29 protein-coding genes are annotated in these 24,485 nt (G+C 71.1%); 5 read left to right on the top strand and 24 right to left on the bottom strand.

All coding sequences use genetic code 11. The annotated features are described in order from the left end of the window. Positions 1-266: 266 nt before the first annotated feature. The 3 genes from AB0N17_RS03615 to AB0N17_RS03605 are packed head-to-tail and all read right to left on the bottom strand — an operon-like array spanning position 267 to position 5,115. Positions 267-551, bottom strand: a complete 285-nt coding sequence (locus tag AB0N17_RS03615) for a hypothetical protein (protein WP_366009432.1) — start codon at positions 549-551, stop codon at positions 267-269. Next, complete coding sequence (locus tag AB0N17_RS03610; RefSeq protein ID WP_366009430.1) at positions 548-4,888, bottom strand: hypothetical protein; 4,341 nt, start codon at positions 4,886-4,888, stop codon at positions 548-550. The genes AB0N17_RS03615 and AB0N17_RS03610 overlap by 4 nt, the downstream gene beginning before the upstream one ends. Next, a complete protein-coding gene (locus tag AB0N17_RS03605) occupies positions 4,888-5,115 on the bottom strand; it encodes a helix-turn-helix transcriptional regulator (RefSeq protein ID WP_366009429.1) in 228 nt (75 codons plus the stop codon). Before AB0N17_RS03605 ends, AB0N17_RS03610 begins: the two co-directional genes overlap by 1 nt. A 216-nt stretch (positions 5,116-5,331) precedes the next feature. Between AB0N17_RS03605 and AB0N17_RS03600 the strand changes: the two genes are divergently transcribed. Then, a complete protein-coding gene (locus tag AB0N17_RS03600) occupies positions 5,332-5,841 on the top strand; it encodes a helix-turn-helix transcriptional regulator (RefSeq protein WP_366009428.1) in 510 nt (169 codons plus the stop codon). On the opposite strand, the gene AB0N17_RS03595 is transcribed toward AB0N17_RS03600, so the two are convergent. The 13 genes from AB0N17_RS03595 to AB0N17_RS03535 all read right to left on the bottom strand — a co-directional run bounded on the left by AB0N17_RS03595 (position 5,784) and on the right by AB0N17_RS03535 (position 12,469). Next, positions 5,784-6,848 (bottom strand): site-specific integrase, encoded by a 1,065-nt coding sequence (locus AB0N17_RS03595; RefSeq protein ID WP_366009427.1) that lies wholly within the window; start codon positions 6,846-6,848, stop codon positions 5,784-5,786. The genes AB0N17_RS03600 and AB0N17_RS03595 overlap by 58 nt on opposite strands. 114 nt (positions 6,849-6,962) lie before the next feature. Beyond that, the gene (locus AB0N17_RS03590; protein ID WP_366009426.1) at positions 6,963-7,337 is read right to left on the bottom strand and encodes a hypothetical protein; all 375 of its coding nucleotides are present in this window, start codon (positions 7,335-7,337) and stop codon (positions 6,963-6,965) included. Positions 7,338-7,348: 11 nt separating this feature from the next. Next, a complete protein-coding gene (locus AB0N17_RS03585) occupies positions 7,349-7,666 on the bottom strand; it encodes a hypothetical protein (RefSeq protein ID WP_366009425.1) in 318 nt (105 codons plus the stop codon). Further along, positions 7,663-8,040 carry a hypothetical protein gene (locus tag AB0N17_RS03580; RefSeq protein ID WP_366009424.1) on the bottom strand — a complete coding sequence of 126 codons (378 nt, stop codon included), beginning with the start codon at positions 8,038-8,040 and terminating at the stop codon, positions 7,663-7,665. Before AB0N17_RS03580 ends, AB0N17_RS03585 begins: the two co-directional genes overlap by 4 nt. 13 nt (positions 8,041-8,053) lie before the next feature. After that, positions 8,054-8,272, bottom strand: a complete 219-nt coding sequence (locus AB0N17_RS03575; RefSeq protein WP_366009423.1) for a hypothetical protein — start codon at positions 8,270-8,272, stop codon at positions 8,054-8,056. Beyond that, the gene (locus AB0N17_RS03570; protein ID WP_366009422.1) at positions 8,269-8,511 is read right to left on the bottom strand and encodes a hypothetical protein; all 243 of its coding nucleotides are present in this window, start codon (positions 8,509-8,511) and stop codon (positions 8,269-8,271) included. The genes AB0N17_RS03575 and AB0N17_RS03570 overlap by 4 nt, the downstream gene beginning before the upstream one ends. Before the next feature lie 9 nt (positions 8,512-8,520). Beyond that, positions 8,521-8,763, bottom strand: coding sequence for a hypothetical protein (locus AB0N17_RS03565; RefSeq protein ID WP_366009421.1), 243 nt, complete (start codon positions 8,761-8,763; stop codon positions 8,521-8,523). Beyond that, the gene (locus AB0N17_RS03560; RefSeq protein WP_366009420.1) at positions 8,747-9,097 is read right to left on the bottom strand and encodes a hypothetical protein; all 351 of its coding nucleotides are present in this window, start codon (positions 9,095-9,097) and stop codon (positions 8,747-8,749) included. Before AB0N17_RS03560 ends, AB0N17_RS03565 begins: the two co-directional genes overlap by 17 nt. A 6-nt stretch (positions 9,098-9,103) precedes the next feature. Then, positions 9,104-11,167 (bottom strand): AAA family ATPase, encoded by a 2,064-nt coding sequence (locus tag AB0N17_RS03555; protein ID WP_366009419.1) that lies wholly within the window; start codon positions 11,165-11,167, stop codon positions 9,104-9,106. Further along, complete coding sequence (locus AB0N17_RS03550) at positions 11,164-11,355, bottom strand: hypothetical protein (RefSeq protein WP_366009418.1); 192 nt, start codon at positions 11,353-11,355, stop codon at positions 11,164-11,166. Before AB0N17_RS03550 ends, AB0N17_RS03555 begins: the two co-directional genes overlap by 4 nt. Before the next feature lie 170 nt (positions 11,356-11,525). Further along, positions 11,526-11,921, bottom strand: a complete 396-nt coding sequence (locus tag AB0N17_RS03545; RefSeq protein ID WP_366009417.1) for a hypothetical protein — start codon at positions 11,919-11,921, stop codon at positions 11,526-11,528. Between the two features lie 123 nt (positions 11,922-12,044). Further along, entirely contained in the window at positions 12,045-12,269 is a 225-nt protein-coding gene (locus AB0N17_RS03540) for a DNA-binding protein (RefSeq protein WP_366009416.1), read from the bottom strand. Continuing rightward, positions 12,266-12,469 carry an excisionase family DNA-binding protein gene (locus AB0N17_RS03535; protein WP_366009415.1) on the bottom strand — a complete coding sequence of 68 codons (204 nt, stop codon included), beginning with the start codon at positions 12,467-12,469 and terminating at the stop codon, positions 12,266-12,268. The genes AB0N17_RS03540 and AB0N17_RS03535 overlap by 4 nt, the downstream gene beginning before the upstream one ends. A gap of 148 nt (positions 12,470-12,617) precedes the next feature. On the opposite strand from AB0N17_RS03535, the gene AB0N17_RS03530 reads away from it, so the two are divergent. Further along, positions 12,618-13,193: a hypothetical protein gene (locus AB0N17_RS03530; protein WP_366009414.1), complete on the top strand. Its 576-nt coding sequence runs from the start codon at positions 12,618-12,620 to the stop codon at positions 13,191-13,193. 33 nt (positions 13,194-13,226) lie between these two features. Continuing rightward, on the top strand, positions 13,227-14,414 hold the full coding sequence (locus AB0N17_RS03525) for a tyrosine-type recombinase/integrase (RefSeq protein WP_366009413.1): 1,188 nt from the start codon (positions 13,227-13,229) through the stop codon (positions 14,412-14,414). A gap of 313 nt (positions 14,415-14,727) precedes the next feature. Here the strand turns inward: AB0N17_RS03525 and AB0N17_RS03520 are convergent, their stop codons facing one another. From AB0N17_RS03520 to AB0N17_RS03495, 6 genes are all read right to left on the bottom strand, one after another. Next, entirely contained in the window at positions 14,728-15,516 is a 789-nt protein-coding gene (locus tag AB0N17_RS03520; protein ID WP_366009412.1) for an SGNH/GDSL hydrolase family protein, read from the bottom strand. Positions 15,517-15,578: 62 nt separating this feature from the next. Beyond that, on the bottom strand, positions 15,579-16,598 hold the full coding sequence (locus AB0N17_RS03515; RefSeq protein WP_366009411.1) for a hemolysin family protein: 1,020 nt from the start codon (positions 16,596-16,598) through the stop codon (positions 15,579-15,581). Next, entirely contained in the window at positions 16,595-17,938 is a 1,344-nt protein-coding gene (locus tag AB0N17_RS03510) for a hemolysin family protein (protein ID WP_366009410.1), read from the bottom strand. Before AB0N17_RS03510 ends, AB0N17_RS03515 begins: the two co-directional genes overlap by 4 nt. 155 nt (positions 17,939-18,093) lie before the next feature. Then, positions 18,094-18,519, bottom strand: coding sequence for a GNAT family N-acetyltransferase (locus AB0N17_RS03505; RefSeq protein ID WP_366009576.1), 426 nt, complete (start codon positions 18,517-18,519; stop codon positions 18,094-18,096). A 123-nt stretch (positions 18,520-18,642) separates the two neighbouring features. Further along, complete coding sequence (locus AB0N17_RS03500; protein ID WP_366009409.1) at positions 18,643-21,213, bottom strand: ABC transporter permease; 2,571 nt, start codon at positions 21,211-21,213, stop codon at positions 18,643-18,645. Between the two features lie 4 nt (positions 21,214-21,217). Continuing rightward, positions 21,218-22,081, bottom strand: coding sequence for an ABC transporter ATP-binding protein (locus tag AB0N17_RS03495; RefSeq protein ID WP_366009408.1), 864 nt, complete (start codon positions 22,079-22,081; stop codon positions 21,218-21,220). Positions 22,082-22,198: 117 nt separating this feature from the next. On the opposite strand from AB0N17_RS03495, the gene AB0N17_RS03490 reads away from it, so the two are divergent. Together AB0N17_RS03490 and AB0N17_RS03485 are read left to right on the top strand one after the other, a co-directional pair. Further along, positions 22,199-22,450 (top strand): toxin-antitoxin system HicB family antitoxin, encoded by a 252-nt coding sequence (locus AB0N17_RS03490; RefSeq protein WP_366009407.1) that lies wholly within the window; start codon positions 22,199-22,201, stop codon positions 22,448-22,450. Between the two features lie 4 nt (positions 22,451-22,454). Continuing rightward, on the top strand, positions 22,455-22,829 hold the full coding sequence (locus AB0N17_RS03485) for a fic family toxin-antitoxin system, toxin component (protein ID WP_366009406.1): 375 nt from the start codon (positions 22,455-22,457) through the stop codon (positions 22,827-22,829). 105 nt (positions 22,830-22,934) lie between these two features. Here AB0N17_RS03485 and AB0N17_RS03480 read toward each other — a convergent pair whose 3' ends face one another. After that, complete coding sequence (locus AB0N17_RS03480; protein WP_366009405.1) at positions 22,935-23,627, bottom strand: class I SAM-dependent methyltransferase; 693 nt, start codon at positions 23,625-23,627, stop codon at positions 22,935-22,937. A gap of 140 nt (positions 23,628-23,767) precedes the next feature. After that, positions 23,768-24,484 (bottom strand): dethiobiotin synthase, encoded by a 717-nt coding sequence (bioD, locus tag AB0N17_RS03475; RefSeq protein ID WP_366009404.1) that lies wholly within the window; start codon positions 24,482-24,484, stop codon positions 23,768-23,770. Position 24,485 lies beyond the last annotated feature (1 nt).

Here is a 24,485-nt window from a genome sequence, read left to right as displayed (position 1 = left end):
GCGCGAGCGCTGCCGGCGGATCCGTCGTCGTACACGCGCGGCTCTGCCAACGCGCTCCCCAGCAGACGGCGCCGACGCGCCGCTGAACTCCCGTGCCCGGCATGCCGACGTGCCGGGTGCGGGCCAGACTCCAGCGGGACCTATCTGACGGCGAAGACGAGGGTCAGGGCGCTGGAGAGTGGCCGCCCCGTCGCCCCTGTCGGGGGCGGCCACACCACCTCGTCCGCCCGTCCTCAGCGCCCCCCAGCGGACGAGGACGGGCGGGCTCATTCGCCCCCGTACTCGCGGCGCAGCTCATCGAGGCTGCCCAGCAGGCCCGGCTCGGCGTCGAGGACCTCGGCGAGCAGCTCGGCACCTACGCGGCGCGGCAGGCGCTTCTCGGCCCACTGGTGGCCCGCCGGACACGCCATGTATGACGGCTCGTCGCTGCGGTCGTCGAGGTCCATGGCGAGGATCAGGCGCGCCCTGGTGCCGCATGCTGGGCAGGCGATGCCGGCCTCGGCGATGACCCAATCAGGGAGCGGCCATCGCAGGACTGCCGGGGTGCTCATCGGGCGCGCTCCCGGTCGAACTTGCGCAGCTCTTCCTTCATCGCCGCCCGCAGCTGCCGTGCGGCTTCCTTGGCCGCCGAAGGCTTGGAGAAGTCGAAGCTGCCGGAGAGATTGATCGTCTCGATGGTGATGCTGCCGCCGCTGCGCAGCATGCTCTGGAACGCTGCGCGCTCCTCGGCGGTGAGGACGGCTTCTGGCTTGCCGGTTTTGTTGACTGCGAGGGTCGCGCCGGGCTGGAGCAGCCCGCCCGAGTCGTACTTCGTGGCCGGCGCGAAGCCCCACCGGCTGGTGAACATCGGGTCTCCGGCGCCGCGGGCGGTCTTGCCGTAGTGGACGCCGGCGCCGCCGGACGACTCGACGTTCACCCCGGCCAGCGTGCCGGCCGTGTGGCCCACGCCGGCGTTTGTGATGCCGATCTCGAAGGGCGACTTCAGGTTCCGGACCCAGCCGGACGGGCCGCTGTTCCCGACGAACGCGCCGGTCGCCCAGCGGCGGTGCGGGTGCTCGCCCCGGATCACGGACTCGATCGCGGACATGAACCCCGAGCAGTCCCACGAGGGGTTGCCGTTACCGGCCCACTGGTAGGGCAGGCCACCCTGGGACTTGGCCCACGTCAGCGCGCGCTGCACGGCCGGGCCGCCCTTGGCCTTCTTGTCCTGGTTGCCGAACCAACCGAGCATACCGTCGACGCCCTTGTTGACGAGGCCGCGCATCAGGTTCCCGATGCCCGAGCCGGGGATCGCGTTGATGAGCGGCCGGACGAGGGAGCTGAGGGCCTTCTGCGCCGCGCTCTTGAGGCCGCCGACGACGACGTCCTTCACCCAGTCGTAGGCGCCGCCGAGGACGTTGCCGATGCCGGAGGTGATGCTGCCGACGATGCCGCCGGAGGCGAAGTGCTGCTGTCCGGCCTGCTCCCTGCGTCGTTCCTGCTGCTGGCTGGGGTTGCCGCCGGTGCGGGTGGGGTGGTCCTGGCCGAGCATGGCGTCGATGCCTCGGTGGCCGCCGAGTTGGGCGACCTGCTGTTTGGACAGGATCCGCTCGCCCGGTGTCAGCATCGCCGGTACCGTGTCCGTGTTTCCTTGGCCGGGGACGACGCCACCGCGGTTGAAGCCGAGGGAGATGGTCGGCAGGGTGATCTTTGAGCTGATCTTTCCGGCGATGCTGTTCCACATCTTGCGGATGCCGTTGTTGTAGACCGTGCCCACGACGAACTTCACCGGTGCGGAGATCTTCGATTTGACGCCGTTCCAGATGACGCCGAGCCCGTCGCGGAGCGCCGTGAACGCGGACTTCATGCCGTTCTTGAAGCTGGTGATCTTGCTGTTGATCGTGGAGAAGATCCCGGAGATCGTGTTCTTCGCGCCGTTCCACAGCCCGGACCACGTGCTCGTGATCGCCGTCTTCAACCCGGACACGCTGGATTTGATCCAGCTCCACGCCCCGGACACCGAACTCTTCAGCCCGCCCCAGAAGCTGTCCCACTTCGAGCGGACGCCGTTCCACAGGTCTTTCCAGAGCCCCACGACCCAGTTCTTCAGGGTCGTGAAGATCTCCTTGGTCTTTGACCACAGCGACTTGAACCAGCCGACGATCGCGTTGACCAGGTCGGGGATGATCGAGTGGCCGACCAGGATGTCGTACAGCCTCTCGAACGGCTGAACGATGTACGTGTTAATCATGTCCCACGTGCCCTGGAAGAACCCCTTCACCGCGTTCCACACGCCCATCACCACGTCGCGGAACGTCTCACTGTGCTTCCACGCGTACATCAGGCCGGCCGCGAGACCCGTCAGGGCAAGCACCACGAGGCCGATGGGACTCGCGTCCATAACCGTCGTCAGAATCGTCTGCACCACGGTGACGGCCATGGTCGCCAACTCCCACAGCTTCATCGCGGTGACGATCGCCAGGATGCCCGCCGCGATCGACCCGACCAGCGTCGAGTGATCTCCGAGGAACTTGAAGAACGACGTGAGCGGGCCAGCCACTGTGTCGGCAATCCCAGCGATCATCGACACGAATGGTGCCGCGATCGGCGCCAGGTTCTCCAGCGCCGCACCAACAACGGTGATGAGGTCCGATGCGATCCTGTGCAGCCCCCCAAAGATCTCGCCGAGTGCCTCCTGCATTGCTGGCAGGCCGGTGACGCGGCGGAGCTCCCCGAAGGCGTCGGTGAGGGTGCTGAGCGCGTCCAGACCGCCCAACTTCGCGGCGTCCATGATGTTGCCGAGCGTGCCGAAGATGTTGCCGACCATCCGGCCGAACTGCTTGGCCAGGTCGATGGCGTGGTCGATGGCCTTCTCGAGCGCACCGGACTTGAACGCGTTGCTGATCTTCTTTGAGATCTTGTCGGACGCGCCGGCCGCCGCGGTCGTCAGCCGCTTGAACGCCGGGCTGGCCGCGATGCCGATCTGCGTGAGGGCGGTGATGAACTGGCCGGGCACCTTGGCGAGGGGTGCCATGCCCTTGTTGAGGCCGTCGAACAGCTGCCGCAGCATGCCCGTCTTGCCCAGCTCGGTCACGGCGCTCATGGCGTTCTTCGCCATGGTGTTCAGTACGCCTGCCGTGCCGACCAGTCCGTCGTGCAGTGAGGGCAGCGCGGCCTTCGCCATCTGCGTGAAACTCTGGCCGAGGCCCTGGAATAGGCGCTGCTGGACATCGAGCTTCAAGGCGCGCCACGCGCCCGCCTGTGCGACGACGGCCTGCACGAACTCGCGGGCATTGGGCGCGAGCTTGGCCATGGCGTTGGCGGTCTTGTTCGTGGCCTGCGCGCCGGCCTCTTGTGCCTCGGCTACGTTCCGCGCGGCGTCGGCCACGGCCTGGTTCGCGTCGGCGATCTGTCGGGCACCGTCGGCCGCGGCCTTGGTCGCGGCGGCACGGGCGTCGGCCAGGTCACGCTCCGCCTTGGCGATCCGGTCCAGGCCGTCCTGCGCCGTGCGGGCCTGGTCGGTCTCGGCGTCCTTCAGATTCTTGGTCTTGTCCGCGACCTCCTGGTTCGCGTCACGGACCTTGTCCTTGGCGTCCTTGACCGTCTTGGAACCCTCGACGCCGGCCGCGTTGGCGTCGGCAGTCTGCTTCTGCAGCCGCTCGGTCTCGGTCTGCTGCTCCTTCAAGGCCTGGACCGCTTGGTCGTACTGCAGCTGCGCTTTCGCCAGCTCCTCAGCGGTGGCCTTCGCGCCCTTGGCTTTGACCGCGTTCAGGTTGGCCTCGGCGTCCTGCAGGTCCAGCACCTTCTGCCGCTGGTCCAGCTGAGAGTCGGCCAGCCTGTTGTTCAAGTCCTCGAGTTCCTGCGCCGCTTGCTTCCGCGCCGCGGTGAGATCGAGCTGCGCCTGCCGTGCGGCGCGCTGCGCGTCGGCCAAGTCCCGCTCGGCCTGCTCCACCTGCTCGGCCGCGCGCCGGTTGGCGTCGGCGACCTCCTGCACCGTCGACTTCAGGGAGCGCTGGGCGTCCTCGATCTGCCGGGCCGCCTGGACGCGGGCCTCGGCCGCGCGTACCTCGGCGTCCTTGACTCCCTGCTGGGCGCGAGCCAGCGACCGCTGTGCGTCCTCCACGCGGCGCGTAGCCGATGCTGCCGCGTGCGCCGACGAGGTGGCCGGCGCGAAGGCCTGCTTGAACGCGGCGCCTATCCCGCTGGTGCCGATCTTGATGGCGGCGAAGGCGCTGCCCAACGACAGCATCGCCGGTGCGGCGATCAGGGCCGCCGGGCCCATGGCGGCGATGGACTCACCCAGGGAGACGAGAGTCGGCATGGCCGCGAGGGCGGCCGTGGTGAGGGCGACAACCTTGCTCGACAGCAGCCCCATGGAGCTGCCGGAGCTCCCCAGACTCCCGAGGGCGCCGAGGGCGGACCGGTCGACGTCGACGCGGACGTGGGCCGTGCGGCTGCGGGTGAGGAGCGCCAGGTCGTCGGCAGCGGCGCGGGTGTCGGCGTCCGCGGTGATGCGGGTGGTGCGGGCCCTGGTGAGCAGGGCGAGGTCATCGGCTGCGGCCCGTGTGTCGAGGTCGGCAATGATGCGGACCGTGCGGTCGCGTGTGAGGGTGACGAGCTGCTCCTCGGCGAGCTGGCGGGCGGCGTCCTCCAGCTTCGGCAGGATGTTGACGGTTCGGTCTCGCAGGTTCAGCGAGCTGAGCGCCGTCCCTTCGAGATTGACCCTGACCTTCATGGAGCGGTCGCGTACGAACCGGTCAAGGGCCGTCTTCGCGTCCTTGTCGTCGAGGTTGAGCCGGACGCCTACCTCGTTGCGCTTGGACTTCAGCCGGTCCATGGCGCGGTTGTAGGCGGACTCGTCGGCCGTGACCTCGACGTATCCCTCGGCTATGCGAAATGAGCCGGCCATCAGACCGTCACCGCCTGCACGCCATCGTCGGCCAGCAGGTCAGTGAGCGAGGCGCCGACGACGTCGGCCAAACGGTCGGCTACCTCGATCGGCGGCTGTGCGGCGCCGCGTTCGTACGCGTGCACGGCGTAGCGGCTGCGCCCGACGCTGGCAGCGACCTGGCGGACGGACAGGCCGGCGGTTCGGCGGGCGGTGCGGAGTTGGTGGCCGGAGAAGCGGCGGGCCATGGCGGGCTCCCGGATGCGGAGGGCTGGCGGTTGGGAGGGCCAGGCCGTGGCTCGGATCGCGGGTGAGCATCGCGCTCAGGCATCGCGCCTTCGGATCGTCGACCTGTGACGTCGCTGGATACGCCGTCCAGTTGAACGATACTCCACATGACCTTTGATTCGAAGGCGTAGAGAGTCTCTTGCCTTTGATTCCTCACCGCATGGATGCTGGGCGACATGGCATCCCCACCTTCACCACGCTGGGCCCCGCTGCCGGTCGGGTTCGGCGTCATGCTCCGCAACGCCCGCGTCGACGCCGGCCTCTCCCGTGACGCCCTCGCTACCGCCGTCCATGCCTCGCCCGGGCGCCTGCGGGCACTTGAGGCGGAGCAGCGCCCACCGTCCACCGCGCTGGCCGTGCGGCTCGCCGACACGCTGCAGCTGGACCCATGGCAGGCCGCCGTACTGCTGGCCGTCACGGTCGACGAGGAGCAGCTGCGCACCCGGCGCGGCACCCGGCACGTCCGGCGCCGCGGCATCTCTGTGCCTACGGATGTCCGTGCCCGGATCAGCGCCGAGCGGGCAGCAGGACGGAGCTGGCACGCCATTGCGGCCGGCCTCAACACGGACGGGGTGCCGCCCATGGTTCGCGGCGCCTGGTGGGGCACCTCCGTTCGGAACCTCTTCGCTCAGAGTCCCGTGCCCGCCACGGGGTTATCCTCCCAGCGGTCGGAGTCCTCGAGGTAGCCGAGCAGCGCGCGGGAGCCATCGGCCCATCCGCCGTGGCGGCCGATCCGCACTAGGTCGTGCCCGGCCTTCCTGGCGGCCGTGGCAAAGCCGCGGCGCAGGCTGTGCCCGGACCACTGACCCTCGAGGCCCGCAGCCTCGGCGGCCCGCTCGACTACCTGCGCGGCGGCCTGCGCAGTGAGACGACCGACCGGGTCCCCGATCGGTACGCCGTGGCGGAGCATGGGCGGGGCGATACGGCCGTGCCGGTCGATACGGACGAACAGCGGCCCATCCTCGCGGCCTGCTTCCGCCATCGCCTCACGGAGCGCCCGGACAGCCCGGACCGGGCAGGTGGCCAGGTTGCTGCCGTAGGGCACGGCGGTGTCGCTGAACTGCTTCACCTTGCGCCGGTACACCGAGGCCTCGATGCCGTGGGCGGTCTCGGGCACGTCCGCCAGGTCGAGGGCGACCAGCTCGGAGACGCGGGCCGCGGTGGCGAAGCCGAGAAGCAGCAGCGCGGCATCCCGCCGGCCGATGAGCGTGCCGCGGTCGAGGGTGTCGAGCATGGCACGCAGCGCGGACGGCACGGCAGGCTGCGCCTTGCGGGGCTTGGCGGCCGGGTCCTTGGCGCGGGCGAGCCGGTCGCGGTAGCCGCGCAGGACGACGCGGGCGCCTTTGGTGCTGGGCGGGGTGACGTTCGCGGCGGAGTGCGCGGTGCGGATGGCGGCGACCGCGCGCTCGATGCTGCTGGGCGAGTACGGGCGGCCGGTCCGCGGGCGGGGTGTGGTCGTGAGCGCGGTGACGTACTCGACCACGGTCTCAGGGGTGGCGGGCAGCGGGGTGTGCCCGGTGGCGGCGCACCATGCGGTGAACTCGGCCCAGTCGTTGGAGTAGGCGCGGCGCGTGGAGTCGGCGGTGCCGGCGTCGAGGGCTTCGCGAGCGGCGGCGGACAGGGCCGGGGTGGCGTTGGAGACGGCATCTGACGGACCGTTGCCCGGTACAGCGATCTCGTAACTCTGGCTCATAAGAAGGAATGTTATCGGGAGTCAGAACCGTGGCGGCCCGGAATCGCCGAACCGTTGCCCGAACATGGCTGTGCCCGGCCGCCGACGACGACCGGGCACAGGGTACGGGCAGGGTCAGGCGATGAAGCCCTGCGCCTCCCGCTCCGCCCGCTTGTAGGCGGACTGGACGCTGTTGCGGTGAGCTGCCCGGGCAGACCGGCGCTCCGGGTTCTCCGTCAGGCTGGCCGCCTGCTCCTCGACCTCCTCCGGCTCCTCGTCGTCCTCGTCCTGGTCGCCCGGCACCCACCGGCCGCGCGCCGCCATCTCGTTCAGCCGGGCCCGCTCGCGCAGCTCCTCGTCCCGCTTGTAGCCCGGCAGGATCCGCGCGGCGTACAGCTCGGCCGTCGACTGTCCCGCCGCCGGCCTCTCCTCCTCGCCGCGCTGCTGCTCGCGGATCCGCTGTGCATGGGCGGCCGCGGACTGGGTGACCGGACGGTTCACGTTGGACATGCTGTTCTCCCTCAGTAGTGGTTCAGGTCGCCGCGGATCGCGGCTTCCTCTTGAGCGACACGGGCCTTGACCTCGGCCAGCGCCTCAGCCACCTCCCGCCGGTACCGGGCCGCCTCCGCGGGCGTCGCCTGCCGGTGCTCGTCCAGCGGCGGCGCCGGCATCCCCACCCGGCGTCGCGCCTCGACCGCCATGCGGTAGATCTCCGGCAGCTCCACCGTGCCCAGCTCGCACGCCGGGCCGTGGTGCACGCACACCGGCGCCTGTTCCGTCGGCTCGCCCAACGCGCGCGCCACACGGTCCAGGCGGGCCCGGAAGCTGCGCGCGCTCATGCCGCCCGCCCCGATTCGACGAGGGCCGTCTCCAGTGCGGCCAGCCGCTCCTCGAGCTCGAACTGCTCGGAGATGGCTGGCAGCGCGGACAGCAGCACCGCGGCCGCGCGGATCCGCAGCGCCGTGGACGGATCCTGCAGCGCCGCGTGCAGCGTGGCGATCGCGTCCCGTGCTGCGCCGCCGAGCGCGGCCCTGGCCTCGGCGAGCAGCTCCCTCTGCGCGGCCTTCACCTCGGCCTCGAAGGCGGGGTCTTCGCGCCACCTTCGGACGGTTCGTCCCGATACGCCGACACCCTCGCCGGCCTTGTCACTGCTCGCCCCTTGGGCCAGCAGCAGGACGGCCTGGCTTTTTGCGTCCAGGTCAGAAACGGTCATGGGCGGTCACTCCTTACAGGGCGCCAAAGACGACGTCGGGGGTTTCGAGTAGGGCGTCGGCCATGACGCGCGCGTGCTCGACGTCGGCCTGGGTCGGCGTGACGTACAGGACGAAGAGTCCGTCGAGTTCGTCGATGGGGTAGCCGGCTCGGATGTGGGCGAGGCATCGGGAGATGTAGCCGACGGGGCCGAAGACTTCGGCCTCGGTGAGGTCGTTGGCGGCCTGGGTCACTGCTCCGCTCCGGGGTCGTAGTTGGGGCGGTAGACGATGCAGCGGTCGAACTCCGTGAAGCCCTCGGCGGACAGCGGGAGTGGGGGTGTGCCGGGGCCGCCGTCGACGAATGGCAGGAGCTCGGGGTGTCCGTCGGTGTCAGTGTTGGCCAGCCAGGCGATGACGGGCTCGAGGGTGGTTTTACCCTCGGCGGTTTCCTGGACGTACCAGCCGGGGGCTGCGGGGATGATCTCGGGCATGGGGGCTCCTCAGCGCCGGAACGTGTCAGGGATGTGGCTGGCAAGGGCGCGGACCACGTCCGGGGTGGATGAGAGCGCCCCTGCCAAGACCGGGCAGGTGTCGTCGTGGCGGACAGCGACGTGCACGATGCCGTTGTCGTCGGTCGTGTGGCTGGTCTCGGAGCTGCAGTGGCCGCACTGGTAGGCCGCGGCGAGGGCGCCGGCGTTGAGCGCGCCGATCAACCAGTCGGTTCGGTCAGGGGTGCCGGTCATCGGGGTCTCCTTGCGCGATGCGTTCGGTCTGCCTGCTGGGGACGGCGGCTGGCCAGCCCCCTGGCCGCCTCTGCGGGCGGTTGCGTTCGTTGCGGAACCAGGCCGCGATCAGTGCCGCCTGTTCCCAGCCGAGCCGGGTGTAGAGCGGCTCGATCTCCTTGTGCAGTGGGTGGCTGCCGGTCCAGCCGTAGACGTGGCCTCGGAGGGCTGTGGCCACATCTACGGCTCCGGTCCAGGTGAGTTGCCGGGTGAGGTCTCGAGCGAAGTGCTGGTAGGTGTACGCGTCCTCGGTGCGCAGTCGTTCGGCTTGGGTGATCCAGTGCTTGACGTCCATCGCGGTTCAGCACCCGACGTGTCGGTCGTTGCCGCGGGATGCCCAGTCGGCGTCGAGTCGCGTGTGGCAGACGACGCACACCGGCCCCTCTTGTACCGCCGGTTCCCTCCTTAGAGAGGAGGAGGGAACCACCGCTCGCGGGGTGCCTGGTTCCCTGTGGTTCCCGACCGGCGCGGAACCGGTCTGACCTGCGGTTCCTCCCTGTGTGGTTCCGCCCTCGGGAACCATTTCGCCTTCAAGATCCGGGAACCGCTCTGGGAACCGGTCTTGGCCACGGGTGCGCCGGATGTTCGCGACCTCTTGCAACTTCTCGTCGCGGACCTGGAAGGCAAGCTTCTGGCACTCGGTCCGCAGCCTGCGCCGGCCGTACTCGTTGGGCACATTCGCCTTGTCGAGCTGCTGGACGATCCACTCGACGGACCCCTCAGGCGCCGGCTGCTCACCTGGCGGGACAACGTCCAGCGACTCAAGCACCAGCGATGTCACAGGTCGGCCGTCGGGCTTGTACTCACCGTCGATGGAGAGCTTCTTGAGCCCGAACAGGAACTCGTCGCTCTGGTCCTCGTCCTTCTGCTTGCCGGACTTCACCGTGAGGACGTAGTTCGAGAGCTTGTCGCCCTTCTTCGACACGTGGAGCTCGGACTGCAGGGCGCCCTTCACTGCGGAGGCGCCGCGGCCGTGCTCGCCGACATGGCCGGTGTGGTGGACGATGACGACGCACGCACTCGTCGCTGTGCGCAGCTGGTCAAGGCGGTCGACGACCTTGCCCATTTCCGTGTTGGAGTTCTCCTCGACGCCGACCGTGACGCGGGCCTGCGTGTCGACGACGACCAGGACCGGGCCGATCTCTTGAAGCGCTGCGATCAGCACGTCCCACTCTGGGCTCATCGCCTGGACGGGTCGGGGCAGGAAGAGGACGTTGTCCATGCGCATGCCGTACTGCTGCTCCCAGGCGCGCACCCGCTTACGGATGCCCTGCTCGCCCTCGGCCACCAGGTAGACGACCGTGCCCTGCTTCACGTACTGGCCGTGCCATTTCACGCCGGTGCCGATGCAGCCGCACATGTCGAGCAGGACGAACGACTTGAAGGAGCCGGAGGGTCCGACGGCGCGGCACAGGGTGTTGACCTGCAGGAGATCGCCGAGGAGCGGTTCAAGCGGGGTGATCTTGTCGAGGTCGTTGGTGTCGAGGAACTCCCCGAGCATCGCCTTCACGCGCGCCTGGAAGTACTCCTCAGACGACATCGTCTCGGGGTCCAGCGGGGGCTCATCGACGTCGTCCTCAACCGGCTGGACGTCCTGGTTGTCGAGGGGCACCAGATCGGCGAGGCCGTGCCCTGCCGCCAGGTGATCGGCGAGATCTGCCTTCTCCCGGTTGACCAGGCCACGGACAACTCTGACGGAAGCGGCCTTGCCGTCGAGATCCCTGCGGGCAGCCTCCGCATGTGCCCGACCGGCCGCGTCGTTGTCGGCGACGATGACGACGTGCGCACCCTTGAGCGCGTCGCCGTACTCCGGCCGCCACTTGGGCCTCTGGCCATCCTTGGCGGCGCCTTCGAAGTTGCACGTCGCCGTCACGCCTGCTCGCTCGGCGGCAGCGACATCCTTCTCACCCTCGCAGAGGTAGATCGTCCGCCCCTCGGCGATCGCTTTCAACACAGCAGGAAGCCGGTACAGGACACGGCGAGGCGGGTGGCTGCCGCCGAACACGTCCTTGTACTGCCGCCGGCCGCCTGTGAGCGGCTTGTAGATGCGGAAGGTCTTAGGCTCGCCGCGCTCCTTGACGAACATCACGGCGCCGCGCTCATCGGTGTACTCGTACTTGGCGACCCACGATGTCTTGCCGGGGTCGGTCTTGGGGCGGAGCTGGCTCCAGCTGGTGCCGATAGCGGCGAGGACATCATTCGTGTCGCACCCGGCCTGGCAGAACAGCAGCGGTTTGCCGTCCCGTTCGGTGACCGAGAGGGATGCCACACGGTCATCGTGGGCGGGGCATTGCCAGCCTGACGTGCCGCTGCGGCGGCTCCCATGAGCGTTTAGCCCCTCGATGATCTGGTCGTACTCGCTCACTCGGCGTCGTCCTTGCATGCGTTGGCGAAGCGGGCACGGAACTCCCAGAGTTGCCAGCCGGCGGCGGCGAGCCTGCGGAGTTCGGCACGTGCTTCGTCGAGAGAGAGGCTGTACCGCTGGGAGATCAGGAGGGCCCAGCGGTGATCGCTGCGGATGGTTCGGCCTCGCCTCTGGCGGGTTTCGAGCATGGTTCGCAGTCCGTTCGCGAGGTGCTCGGCCGGTGCGGGTTGACTTCATCTCTCCCTGGTGGGAGCGGCCTCGCGGGGTGGGCAGGGGTGGTGCTTTGCTCAGGGGCGTTGTGCCGCGACCCCGCCCGGCGACGAGCGCGGGCGGGGTGCACGGCGGCAGGGGCGGGTCGTCACCCGCGGGCCTCGTGATCGGCGAACACTCGCACCGCCAGGGCGTCGACCTCGTCCAGGAAGCGGCGCAGCTCGGCGGTCTTCGCGTGGACCGACGCGGCGTCGGCGAACTCGGCGTTGCGGATGTAGACGATCGCGGCCTGGTCCTCGCCGGACAGCGCCACCATGCCGGCGGTGAGGACCGGGGTGGTGCCGTCGTCCTCGGTCACCTTGCGGTTGTGGGCGCAGTGGTCGTAGTGGCCCGGGGCGGTCTCCGTGCAGTCCCTGAAGACGGGGCAGGCGCCGGGTGCGGCCGCGTTCTCGGGGTGCTCGCTGCTGGGCTCGGGGATGTAGGGCAGGGCGCGGCCGGTCGGCTTGTTGTCGACGGGCGGGACGCTGAGGCGGTGTGCCATCATCTGAGGAGTCCGTTTCTCTGGGGGCCCGGCAGGCTGTGGAAGGTCGACGCCGGGCCTTCGGTGTGTGGAGCGGTAGGCCCCTTCCTCGTCGGCATCGCTAGTGCCGGCGCGGGAAGGGTCGTTTCATGCGCCTTCGAGGAGGCGGACGAGCGAGGCCGTAACCACGCGGTGGCGGGCGCCGAAGCTGAGGATCTTCACGGGCGCCTCGCCGCGTTTGATCAGCTCGTACAGCTGGCTGCGGCTGCAGCCGAGTGCCAGCGCGGCGCGCGGCACTTCGACCGTGGCCGGCCACTTGCGCACCTCATCGAGCGTTGGGCAGTTCTGCGTCTTGACCGGACCGGCGCTCACGAGGCAACTCGCGTGTTCTGGTCCGCCCGAAGTCGCTCGACGTAGGCCTTCAACGCATCGAGAGGGATGCGGCGAGAGCGGCCGATGCGTACGGACTCCAGCTCTCCCGTGGCCATGAGCTCGAAGATCTTCGACCGCCCCAGGTCCATACGATCTGCAGCGCGCTCCGGAGACAGAAGGAGCTGAGTGTCTTCTGACATGGGTTCCCCTTGATCCGAAGAGCCGCGAAACTTACGCGGTCTCAAGGAGCAGCAAACCACGCAAGAGCTGCGCGCGCAAGTATGAGAACTTACGCGCTGGACCGTGGTGGACTTGTGCGGACACCCGCGCGTCTCTACGGTGAGCCCTATGTATGTCCAAGAAACCGGAGCCTCTGGCTGGCTAGAGGTCTCCGTCCCTGACGTCGTCCCCCGCATCCTGATCAAGGCGGTTGAGAAGGACGGGCGCTGGGTCGTCGGGAACCTCGTCGTGGTCAGCGACGCCCTGGACTCAGCCACGCTGAAGTCCATCCCCATCGCCCGCATCGAGTCCCTGCTCAACACACGGACGGTCGGGGCTGCGCTGACCGCCAGGCGGTCGGGAGTGGCCGGCCCGGACTGGCTGCCGTCGCATGAGGCGGAGTTCGGGCAACTGGACGATGCTCTTGCCAGGTACCTTGCCAACTCGAAACGGCCGGACTCCTCTCCGTCCGCATCCGGCGTGACTTCGCAGCGCGAGCCGCTCTCACGCCCGGACGGGAGTGACCCGGATTCGTTCTACCGCCAAGTAGCCGAGACCTATAACGACGCCGTACGCGAGACCTCGGCCCCGGCGAAGGTGCTTGCAGAAGAGGCTGGTGTGCCAACCACAACAGTCCACCGATGGATCTTCGAGGCTCGACGCAGAGGGTTTCTGCCGCCGGCTCGGAAGGGGCGAGCGGGCTAGCTAGCCCCACCTTGGATATCGGAAGGGGAGGGCATGGCCGAGATCAAGAAGGTCACCCTGAAGAACGGCGCGGTCCGCTATCGCACCGTGGTCGACGCCGGCCGCGATGACAGCGGCAAGCGGATCCAGATCACCATCACGAAGGACACGAAGAAAGAAGTCCTCGCCGAGCGCAGCCGCATCGAGCACCAGCGCTCGGCAGGAACCCTGGTCGCCCCGAGCAGGATCACGCTGGGGGAGTGGCTAGACGAGTGGCTTGAGTTCAAGCGGCGCGACGTCGAGGAGACGACGATCCGCACCTACCGGCTCGCCCTGGTCCACGTCTACGACCGCATCGGCCACATCCGCCTGCAAGAACTCACCGAGGACCAGGTGAAGGACTGCATCGACGACGTCGTCGCCAACGGCCGCCGCAAGGGAGGAGAGGCCGGCACCCGCCTCGCCGTGTCAACCGCCGAGGGCGTCCTCACTCGGCTGAAGGAAGCGCTCGGCCGAGCCGTGGTGCGCAAGCTCATTGCGACCAGCCCGGCGCAGTACGTACGGATCAGCCTCGCAGACAAGAAGACCGACAAGCGTGAGCGTCCCAAGGGCCGCCCGTGGACTGTCCCGGAGGTGCAGCGGTTCATCGGGGGCATCGAGCGGGACCGCCTGTACGCCCCGCTACTGCTGTCCCTGATGGGCTTGCGGCCCGCCGAGGTGGTGGGCCTGCGCTGGACGGACATCGACCTGAAGCTCGCCACGCTCGAGATGACGAACACGCGCACCATGATCGGCAACGTGAAGGTGCTGGAGAAGGACGCCAAGACCGCGGCCGGCGAACGCGTACTACCGCTGCCCTCAAAGGCGCTGGACGCGCTGAAGAAGTTCAAGGCGCTGCAGGCCCGCGAGAAGCTGGCTGCGGGGGAGGGCTACACCGACTCGCCTTACGTGGTCGTCGACCAGCTCGGCATTGCGCGGAACACCCGGCACCTGCGCGAGCACGCCTACCGGCTCATGCGTGAGCTGGAGATGAGGCAGGTGCGGCTGTACGACGCGCGGCACTCCTGCCTGACGTACCTCGCCAACGCTGGAGTGCCTGACCACATCCTCGCGGCGTGGGCTGGGCACACGAACGCCGGTTTCACGAAGCGGAAGTACGTGCGCCCGGACGTCGAGGATCTGCGGGCCGCGGCCACCGCGTGGGACAGCTTCCATGGGGGAGATCAGAAAGCGCCCGTGTGAGAAATTGTGAGACAACAGCCCCTGGCGTCCACTTGCTACGACCGGTGACCAGCCCAGATAGAGACGGACGTAGAACAGTGTCCAGAGTCTACTGGCGATTCGTGCAGGCCAGCGCCACGCCCCCGTTGGGCGGAAGCTACGAGAGCCACGTCACCGCCCCGCTGCCGGCCGGCTCGCGCGGATCCGGGCGCTCGGGCAGGTACGCCCGGTCCCTCACCATGACCGCGGTCCGGGGGGCGCCTGTTCCCGGCGGGCGCCGAACTCGTGGAGCCGGCCGCGGACGCCGGTCACCCGCGTCCTCAGGGCCGCGGGGCTACGCCTGCCCCTCGTACGGCAGCAGCTCCGGCCGCTTCGGCGGGCGGCCGTCGCCCGAGGAGCGGCCGGTCAGGCGGCGGCCTATCCACGGCAGCAGGTGCTGCCGGGCGAAGCGGGCGTCCGCGGCCCGGCGCGTCAGCCAGCCCGGCGGCAGCGTGGCCGGCATCGGCACGTGCCACGCGGCGTCCTCCGCCTCGTACCCGAGCGTCTGCCACACCGCCTCGGCGACCCGGCGGTGCCCCTCCGCCGTCAGGTGCAGCCGGTCCACGTCCCACAGCCGCGGGTCGCTCAGCGAGGGTGCGCCGTACAGGTCGACCACCAGCGCGCCGTGCTTCCCGGCCAGCTCGTCGATGTGGGCGAACAGCTCCTCCATGCGCGGCCGGAACCGCTCCAGCACCGGGCCCTGCCGGCCGGGGCTGCGCATCAGCACCAGCCGCTCGCAGGCCGGGGCGAGCCGCTCCACCGCCTCGGTCAGCAGCCCGCGCACCCGGCCCATGTCGCACTTGGGCCGCAGGGTGTCGTTCAGGCCGCCGACCAGCGTGATCACGTCGGCCTTCATGGCCGCCGCCACGTCCACCTGCTCGTCGACGATCTGCCCGATCAGCTTGCCGCGCACGGCGAGGTTGGCGTACCGGAAGTCCGGGGCGCGGGTGGCCATCCGCGCGGCGAGCAGGTCGGCCCAGCCCCGGTAGGAGCCGTCGGGCAGCAGGTCCGACATGCCCTCGGTGAAGGAGTCGCCGACCGCGACCAGGCTGGTGTACGGGGGAGGTGTGGGATTCGTCTGCATGGCGTGAGAGATGGTATCCCGGCTCCATACCCGCCGGTCGGTCGCCCCGGTGCCGCCCGTCGTCACCCCTGGGCCGGCTGTCCGAACAGCTGCCGCAGCACGTCCTCCATCGTCACCAGCCCGGCCAGCCGGCCGTCGTCGCCGAGCACGGCCGCCAGGTGCGTACGGCTGCGGCGCATCGCGGTCAGCACGTCGTCCAGCGGCGTCTTCTCCCGCACGCGCGCGATGGACCGCATGTCCCGCAGCCGGAACGGCACGTCCCGCGGCGAGGCGTCCAACGCGTCCTTGACATGCAGATAGCCCACGATCCGGCGGCCCTCGTCGACCACCGGGAAGCGGGAGAAGCCCGACTCGGCCGACAGCCGCTCCAGCTGCTCCGGGGTGACGCCCACGCGCGCGTACACGACCCGCTCCAGGGGCACCACCACGTCCCGCACCGGCCGGCTGCCCAGCTCCAGCGCGTCGTGCAGCCGTTCCTGGGCCCGGTCGTCGATCAGGCCCGCTTCGCTGGCGTCCTTCACGATCTCGGCGAGCTCGGTGTCCGTGAAGGTCGCCGCGACCTCGTCCCTGGCCTCCACCCGGAGCAGCTTCAGCAGCCCGTTCGCGAAGGCGTTGACCGTGAAGATCACCGGGCGCAGCGCCCGGGACAGCGCGACCAGCGGCGGGCCGAGCAGCAGCGCGCTGCGCACCGGCTCGGCGAGCGCGATGTTCTTCGGGACCATCTCGCCCAGCAGCATGTGCAGATAGGTCGCCAGGGTCAGCGCGATCACGAACGACACCGCGTGGCCCGCGCCCACGGGCACCCCGAGCGCGTGGAACGCCGGCTCCAGCAGATGCGCGATCGCCGGCTCGGCGACCACGCCGAGGACCAGGGTGCACAGCGTGATGCCGAGCTGGGCGGCGGCCAGCAGCGCGGACACGTGCTCCAGGCCCCACAGCACGCTCCTGGCGCGCCGGTCGCCCTCCTGGGCGAGCGGCTCCACCTGCGAGCGGCGTACGGAGATCAGCGCGAACTCGGCGCCCACGAAGAAGGCGTTGACGACGAGGGTCGCGAGACCGATCAGCAGCTGTACGGCGGTCATCGGGCACGCTCCGGCGTCTCGTCGGTCCGCTCGTCGTCCAGCGGCGCGTGCAGCAGCACGCGGGCCGCCCGGCGGCCCGTGGCGTCCACCACGTCCAGCCGCCAGCCGGCGACCTCGACGCGGTCACCGATCGCGGGTATCCGGCCCAGCTCGGTGGCGACCAGGCCCGCCAGCGTCTCGTACGGCCCGTCGGGCACCCGCAGGCCCACCCGGGCGAGCTGGTCGGTGCGGGCGGCGCCGTCCGCCGAGTACAGGGCCCGGCCGTCGGCGTCCGCCCCGGCGGGGGCGAGGTCGGGCGTCTCGTGCGGGTCGTGCTCGTCGCGCACCTCGCCGACGACCTCCTCGACGATGTCCTCCAGGGTCGCCACGCCCGCCGTGCCGCCGTACTCGTCGATGACGACGGCCATGGTGCGCCGGCCGCCGAGGCGGTCCAGCAGCCGGTCGACGGTCAGGGACTCGGGCACCAGCAGCGGCTCGCGCATGATCTGGGCGACCGTGCGGTGGCGGCGCTGGTCGGCGGGGACGGCGAGGACGTCCTTGATGTGGGCGGTGCCGACGACCGAGTCCAGGCTGCCCCGGTAGACCGGGAACCGGGACAGGCCGGTGGCCCGGGTCGCGTTCGCCACGTCCGCGCAGGTCGCCTGGGTGTCGAGGGCGATGACCTGCACGCGCGGGGTCATCACGTTCTCCGCGGTCAGGTCGGCCAGGTTCAGCGTGCGCACGAACAGCTCGGCGGTGTCGGCCTCCAGCGCGCCCTGTTTGGCGGAGTGCCGGGCGAGGGCGGCCAGTTCCTGCGGGCCGCGCGCGGAGGCCAGCTCCTCGGCGGGCTCGATGCCGAAGCGGCGCACGACACGGTTGGCCGTGTTGTTCAGGTGGGTGATGAAGGGCCTGAAGGCCGCGCTGAACAAGCGCTGCGGGTTGCCCACCCGCCGGGCCACGGCCAGCGGTGAGGAGATCGCCCAGTTCTTCGGCACCAGCTCGCCGACGACCATCAGGAACACCGTCGACAGGGCCGTACCGAGCACCAGCGCAACGGAGCTCGCCGCGTCGGCCGACAGGCCCGTCGCCCGGAACGGACCGGCGAGCAGCCGGGCGATCGACGGTTCGGCGAGCATGCCGACCACCAGGTTGGTCACCGTGATGCCGAGCTGGGCGCCGGAGAGCTGGAAGGTCAGGCTCCGTACGGCCTTCAGGGCGCCGGCGGCACCGCGCTCCCCGCGCTCGGCGGCCCGCTCCAGCTCGCCGCGGTCCACCGTGGTCAGCGAGAACTCGGCCGCCACGAAGGCGCCACAGGCGATCGACAGCAGGATCGCCACCAGAAGGAGCAGCACTTCGGTCATCGGGTCACCCCCGTCCTCCCATGATCGGGCAGGGCCGGACGGAACGCGCGGTGTCGCGGACTGGGAGGCTCGCCCATGGGCGGACGCTCACAACCTTTCATAGAGAGCCGAGTGCTCCCTTAATGGTAAAGGATGGGCAAAGTAACGCGCGAAGGTCAGCCGGTGAGCGGCTTCACCCAGCGCCGCCATTGCTCCTGCGGGCCGTATCCGGCCGCGCCCCAGGCCCGGTGCGCGGTCTCGTTGCGGACCAGCACCATCGCATCCGCGCGCCGCCCGCCGAGCCGTACGAACCGCTCCTCGGCGGCGGCCAGCAGTACCGAGGCGACGCCCTGCCGCCGCCGCTCCGGATGCACCGCGAGCCGGTACAGATGGCACCGCCAGCCGTCGAAGCCGGCGATCACCGTGCCGAGCAGGTCGCCCGCCGACTCGGCGAGCAGCAGCGCCCCGGGGTCGCGGTCGAGCAGCCGCGCCACCCCGGCGCGGTCGTCGCTGATGCTGGTGCCCTCGGCGGCCGTCCGCCAGAAGGCGAGGACGGCGTCGAGGTCGTCGTGGACGGCGGGCCGTATGGAGAGGCCGGTCAGGTCGGTCGGTCCGGTCAGGTCGGTCGGTCCGGTCAGGTCGGTCATGCGGTCATCGGATCACGAACGGCGGCCCTGGACCCGGCATTCCGTGATGCGGACGCCCCTCATGCCGGCCCGCCGCCGTCACTCGTGCGCGATCGCCGCCAGCACGTTCATCCGCGACGCCCGCAGCGCCGGCAGCAGGGCCGCCACGACGCCCACCACCGCCGAGCCGATCACGACCGCGACGATCGTGCCCCAGGGGATCGCGAGCGCCGTCAGCCCGCGCAGGGTCAGCACCCGCTGCATGCACACGCCCCACACCAGCCCCAGCCCCAGTCCCAGGACCGCGCCGAACACGGCGATCACCACCGACTCCAGACGGATCATCCGGCGCAGCTGCCGCCGCCCCAGCCCGATCGCGCGCAGCAGCCCGATCTCCCGGGTGCGCTCCACCACCGACAGCGCGAGCGTGTTGACCACGCCGAGCACCGCGATGACGATCGCCAGCCCCAGCAGCGCGTACACCAGGTAGAGCAGGACGGCGATCTGATCGTGGACCAGCTCCTTGTAGTCGGTCTGGTTGCGCACCTGGACCTGCGGGTACGGGCCGAGCGCCCGCTCCAGCCGGGGCCGCAGGTCAGCGGGCCCGGTGCCGGGGGCCGCGTTGACGTAGAGCACCGAGTCCTGGGCGCCCGGCACGTACCGGTCGAGGGTGGCGAGGCCGAAGTACAGGCCGCCCTGTGCGCCGAAACCCTGTGCCGTGTCCTGGTCGGTGAGGGCCCCGACGGTCAGCTCGGCGCGCCGTCCGCCCGGGAACTCGACCGGCAGGACGCTGCCGACCCGTACGCCGTGGTCCGCGGCGAAGCCGGCGTCCATGGCGAGGTGACCGTCCGCCAGCGCGTCCGCCGAACCCCCCTGCGCGTAAGTGAGGTGCACGACGTCGTCGAGCCCCGGGCCGTACGCGACGGCGGACGTCTCGGTCCGCTTTCCGTCCGGCAGCCGCACGGCGACCGGGGTGAGCCGCCGGCGTACGACGAGCCCGACGCCCCGCGTCGCGGCCACGGTGTCGCGCACCTGCCGGATGAACGGGGTGAAGTTCGCGTTCTGCACGGTGAAGTCGGCGCCGAGGCTCTTGTCGATCTGCCGGTCGAACGACGCGGACATCGAGGCGCTCGCCACCGACATCCCGCCGACCAGCGCCAGGCCCACCATGAGCGCGGCGGCCGTGGCACCAGTACGGCGCGGATTGCGCAGGGCGTTGCGCTGGCTCATCCGGCCGACCGAGCCGAACAGCGCGGGGAAGGCCGCGCCCAGGACCCGGATCACCGGCCGTACCAGCAGCGGTCCGGCGACCACGGTGGCGATCAGCGTCAGCACCACGCCGAGCCCCAGCAGCCCGGCGGCCTGCGCGGTCTTCGTGGCCGCCGCGCATCCGGCCAGCGCCGCCGCGCCGGCCACGCCGAGCACCGCACCGACGATCGCCCGCACCTTCAGCGGCTTGCCCACACCGGCGACCTCGGCGTCGGCGAGCGCCGCCATCGGCGAGACGGCCGCCGCGCGCCGGGCGGGCAGATAGGCGGCGACGAAGGTGACGCCGACGCCGACGCCGTACGCCGCGACGGGCGTGCCCCAGCCGATGACCATCTCCGTGGCCTTCAGGTTCATCCCGAACGCGCTCATCAGCCGGATCAGGGCCAGCGCCAGCCCGATCCCGGCGGCCAGGCCGAGCGTCGAACCGGCGAGCCCCAGCAGCAGCGCCTCGGTGAGCACCGAGCGCCGCACCTGCCGCCGGTCCGCGCCGAGGGCGCGCAGCAGGCCCAGCTCACGGGTGCGCTGGGCGCTCAGCATGGAGAACGTGTTGACGATGAGGAACACGCCGACGAGCAGCGCGATCCCGGCGAAGCCCAGCATCACGTACTTGACCACGTCCAGGAACGTGCCGAGGCTCGCCGCCGCGGACTCGGCCTGCTCGCCGGCGGTCTTCAGGTCGTAGGCGCCGGTGCCGATCGTCCGGCCGACGTGCCGCTTGAGCTGTTCGTCGGACACCCCAGCGGCCGCGTCCACCGTGATGCCGGTGGCCTTCGCGGCCGACCCGAGCAGTTCGCGGCCCGCCACCGCCGGGTCCAGGTAGACCAGTGCGGCGCCGGGGTTGGTGGTGGTGAAGGTGGCGATGCCGACGACCCGCACCCGGAACGAGCCCGGCTGCGCCTGCACGGTCAGCGTGTCGCCGATCCGTACGTGCCTCTTGCCGGCCGTGTCGGCGTCCAGCAGGGCCTCGCCCGCACCGTGCGGCGCGTGACCGGAGGTCAGCTTCACCGGGCTGCGGGGGGTGACGTACCAGGCCATCGTGATGGTCGGGGCGCCGGTGGTCGGGCCGACGGACCGGTCGCGGGCGTCGACCACGACGGCGTTCTGCACCGACACCTCGGCGCGGGCCGCCGCGACCCCGTCCGCCTTCGCCACCCGGTCCCGCAGCGCGGCGGGCAGGGTCTGCACCGAACCGCTCAGGCGTGCCGCGCTCAGGTCCAGCTGCTTGGGCCGGACCGTCACGTCGGCGGCGGTGGAGGCGAACAGCCGGTCGAAGGTACGGGTGACGGTGTCGGAGAAGATCAGGCTGCCCGCGACGAACGCCACGGACAGGACCACGGCCAGCGCGGACAGGGCGAGCCGCCCCTTGTGCGCGAGAAAGCTCCTCAGGGTCGCCTTGAGCACCGGCTCAGCCCTCCCGGACGGTGGTGTCGTCGTCGGCCCGGCCGGGTCGGGTGGCGTCGTCGTCGCCGGGCCGGCCCGGTCCGGGGGTCCGGGGGGCCGTGCCGGTGAAGAGGCGCATGCGTTCCAGCACCGCCTCCGCCGTCGGCTGTGCCCTCTCGTCCACGATCCGCCCGTCGGCGAGGAAGAGCACGAGGTCGGAGTGGGCGGCGGCGCCCGGGTCGTGCGTGACCATGACGACGGTCTGCCCGAGGTCGTCCACCGCGCCGCGCAGGAAGCCCAGGACCTCCAGACCGGCGCGCGAATCCAGGTTGCCGGTCGGCTCGTCGGCGAAGATCAGCTCCGGCCGGGACGCCAGCGCCCGCGCGCACGCCACCCGCTGCTGCTGGCCGCCGGACAGCTGGGCCGGCCGGTGCGTCAGACGCCCGCGCAGCCCGAGCCGGTCGATGACCTCGTCCAGCCACTGCGGGTCGGGCTTGCGGCCCGCGATGTCCATCGGCAGCGTGATGTTCTCGGCGGCCGTCAGCGTCGGGATCAGGTTGAACGACTGGAACATGAACCCGACCCGGTCCCGCCGGAGCCGGGTCAGCTCCCGGTCCTTCAGTCCGGTGATCTCGGTGTCGCCCAGCCACACCTGACCCGCCGACACGGTGTCGAGCCCCGCCAGGCAGTGCATGAGCGTGGACTTCCCGGAGCCCGAGGGGCCCATCACGGCGGTGAAGCGGCCGGACGCGATGTCCACGTCCACCGAGTCGAGGGCGATGACGGCCGTCTCACCGGAGCCGTAGGCCTTGGTCAGCCCGCGGGCGCGGGCCGCGATCCCGCTGTCCGGCGCGCGGCCCGGCGTGTCCTGCGCAGCTGGTGTGGACAAGGCCGCCTCCCGGTCGCTCGAACCGTTCGTCCGGGGCGAGCGTAAGGGACGGCACGACCCGGCGCACCGCTTCGGTGCGCCCTTGCCTTGCTAGCGCCTCGGCGCTAGCGTCGAAGCATGGCGAAGACCCAGCTGAACGTGCGCGTGGACGAGGGCACCGCCCGCGCGGCCCGCGAACGCGCCCTGGCCCGCGGCATCAGCGTCAACCGCTACATCGAGGAACTGGTCAGACAGGACACTGGGGAGGCCGGCCGTACGTTCGTCGATGCGGCGGCCGACTTCATGAAGCAGTACGAGTCGGTGTTCGCCGAGGAGTTCACCGAGACCCGCGGCACGGGTGCCGGCACCGGCACCGAGGACGGCCGCTGATCCCTTGAACGAGCTCAGCATCGACCTCGCCTGGCTCCTCATGCTCGCCGAACAGAAGACGCCCGGGGACCCGCAGGTCATCGACTGGGGCGCACTGGTCGCCGCCGTCGCCCGGCACCGCGCCGAGATATTCGGCGTGCCCGTGTACGACACCCCCTACGCGCGCGCCGCATCGATGCTCCAACTGCTCATCCACCTGCCGGCGCTGGAGCGCGCCAACGCGCTGTTCGCCTCGGCGGTCGCCTACGCCTACCTCGTCGCCAGCGGCGTGAAGGTCGTCACCACACCCGAGCAGGTGCGGGACCTCGCCCGGCTGGTCAAGGACGGCGAGGCGAGCGTCGACGACATCGCGCGCGAACTGCGCCGCTGGAGCCTCTGACCGGCGCGCGTCCGATCCGCGTACGTCCGATCCGCCTACGTCCGATCCGCGTACGTCCGGTCAACGTGCGTCCGATCCGCGTACGTCCGGTCAACGTGCGTCCGGTCAGCGCGCGTCCGGTTCGTCCGGCCGCCGGGCCGTGCCCAGCACGCAGTACGAGGTCGGCAGCGCCGGACCGCTCTCCGGCAGCAGCAGCCGCCGGTACGGGCCCAGCCGGAACCCGGCCTCGCGCAGCGCGGCCACCGGGTCCCGGGACACATGGCAGCCGCCGAACAGGGCCGGCCACACGGTGCGGTCCAGCGCCTGCTGGGTCAGCGTCATCACCCGCCCGCCGCCCCGCCCGTGCTCGAAGAACCGCACCTCGCCACCCGGCCGCAGCACCCGCCGTACCTCGCCCAGCGCCCGCGTGAGGTCACGGACGCTGCACAGCACCAGCGACAGCACGGCCGCGTCGAAGGCCTCGCTCTTGACCGGCAGCGCCTCCGCGGCGCCCGGCACCACGTCGACCGGCACCTGGGCGCGCAGCGCGGACCGCAGCGCCAACTGCCTGTGCAGCGCCTCCGGTTCGATCGCCACGACCTCCGCGACGGCCCCCGGATAGTGCGCGAAGTTCAGTCCGTTGCCCGCGCCGATCTCGATCACCCGCCCGGACAGGCCGGCGAGCAGCCGCTGCCGCACCGCGGCCATGCCCAGCCGGGTCTCGGCGCCGGCGCTGAGCCGGGCGTAGCAGCGGGCGAACAGCGGATGGTGGACGGGACTCCGCGCCACCTTGCCGGAGCCGGTGGACAGCAGCCGCATGGCAACCTCCCGGAACAGGGGACGGCCTCAGGGGAATTGTCCCCCGCAGGAAGGCGGCGCACCCGTACCGGGCGAGTCGCGCGCGAGGGGCGCGCGCCCCCGGGGGCGCCGCCCCGCCCCCGTCCGGTCGCGGCAGCCCCTCAGGGCGCCTCCCGCACCTGGAACGCCTCCGCGTTCCAGGTGCCGTCCAGCCGCGGGGCGAGCCAACTCGGTGCCGCCGCGCGGAAGTCGGCCGGCGCCAGGTTCCCCGCCCCGGCGGGCACCGCGCCGAGCAGCGGGGCGTCGGCGACCTCCGGCAGGTCGGCCACGTTGCAGCGGGCGGCCAGATCCGGAGAGCCGGGCCAGCTGCCGATCACCACGCCGGCCGGCTCCAGCCCGCGCCGCCGCAGTTCGAGCGCCGTCAGCTCGGTGGTGTTGAGCGTGCCCAGTCCGGCCTGCGCGACGACCAGCACCGGCGCGCCCAGCAGCACGGCGGCGTCCGCCAGCGTGCCGCCCGCCGCGTCGAACCGCACCAGCAGCCCGCCCGCGCCCTCGACCAGCACCAGATCGTGCTCGGTGGCCAGCTTGGCGGCCCGGTCGGCCACCTCCTGCGGGTGCACCGGAGCCATCCGGGCCCGCCGGGCCGCCGTACCCGGCGCCAACGGCTCGGGATAGCGGGCCAGTTCACCGGCCGTCACCGGACCCGCGAGCCGCACGACCTCGTCGGCGTCCCCGGGTTCGTCCGGCCGGACCCCGGTCTGCGCGGCCTTCAGCACGGCCACCGAACGCCCGGCCGCGAGCGCCGCGGCGGCGACGGCGGCGGTGGTGACGGTCTTGCCGACCTCCGTGCCCGTCCCCGTGATCACCAGTACCGGCATG

Origin of the sequence: Streptomyces sp. NPDC051133 (genome assembly GCF_040682635.1) — a bacterium.
Classification (GTDB): domain Bacteria; phylum Actinomycetota; class Actinomycetes; order Streptomycetales; family Streptomycetaceae; genus Streptomyces.
The sequence above is the reverse complement of the archived record's forward strand: the minus strand, read 5'-3'. Positions and strand labels throughout refer to the sequence as shown.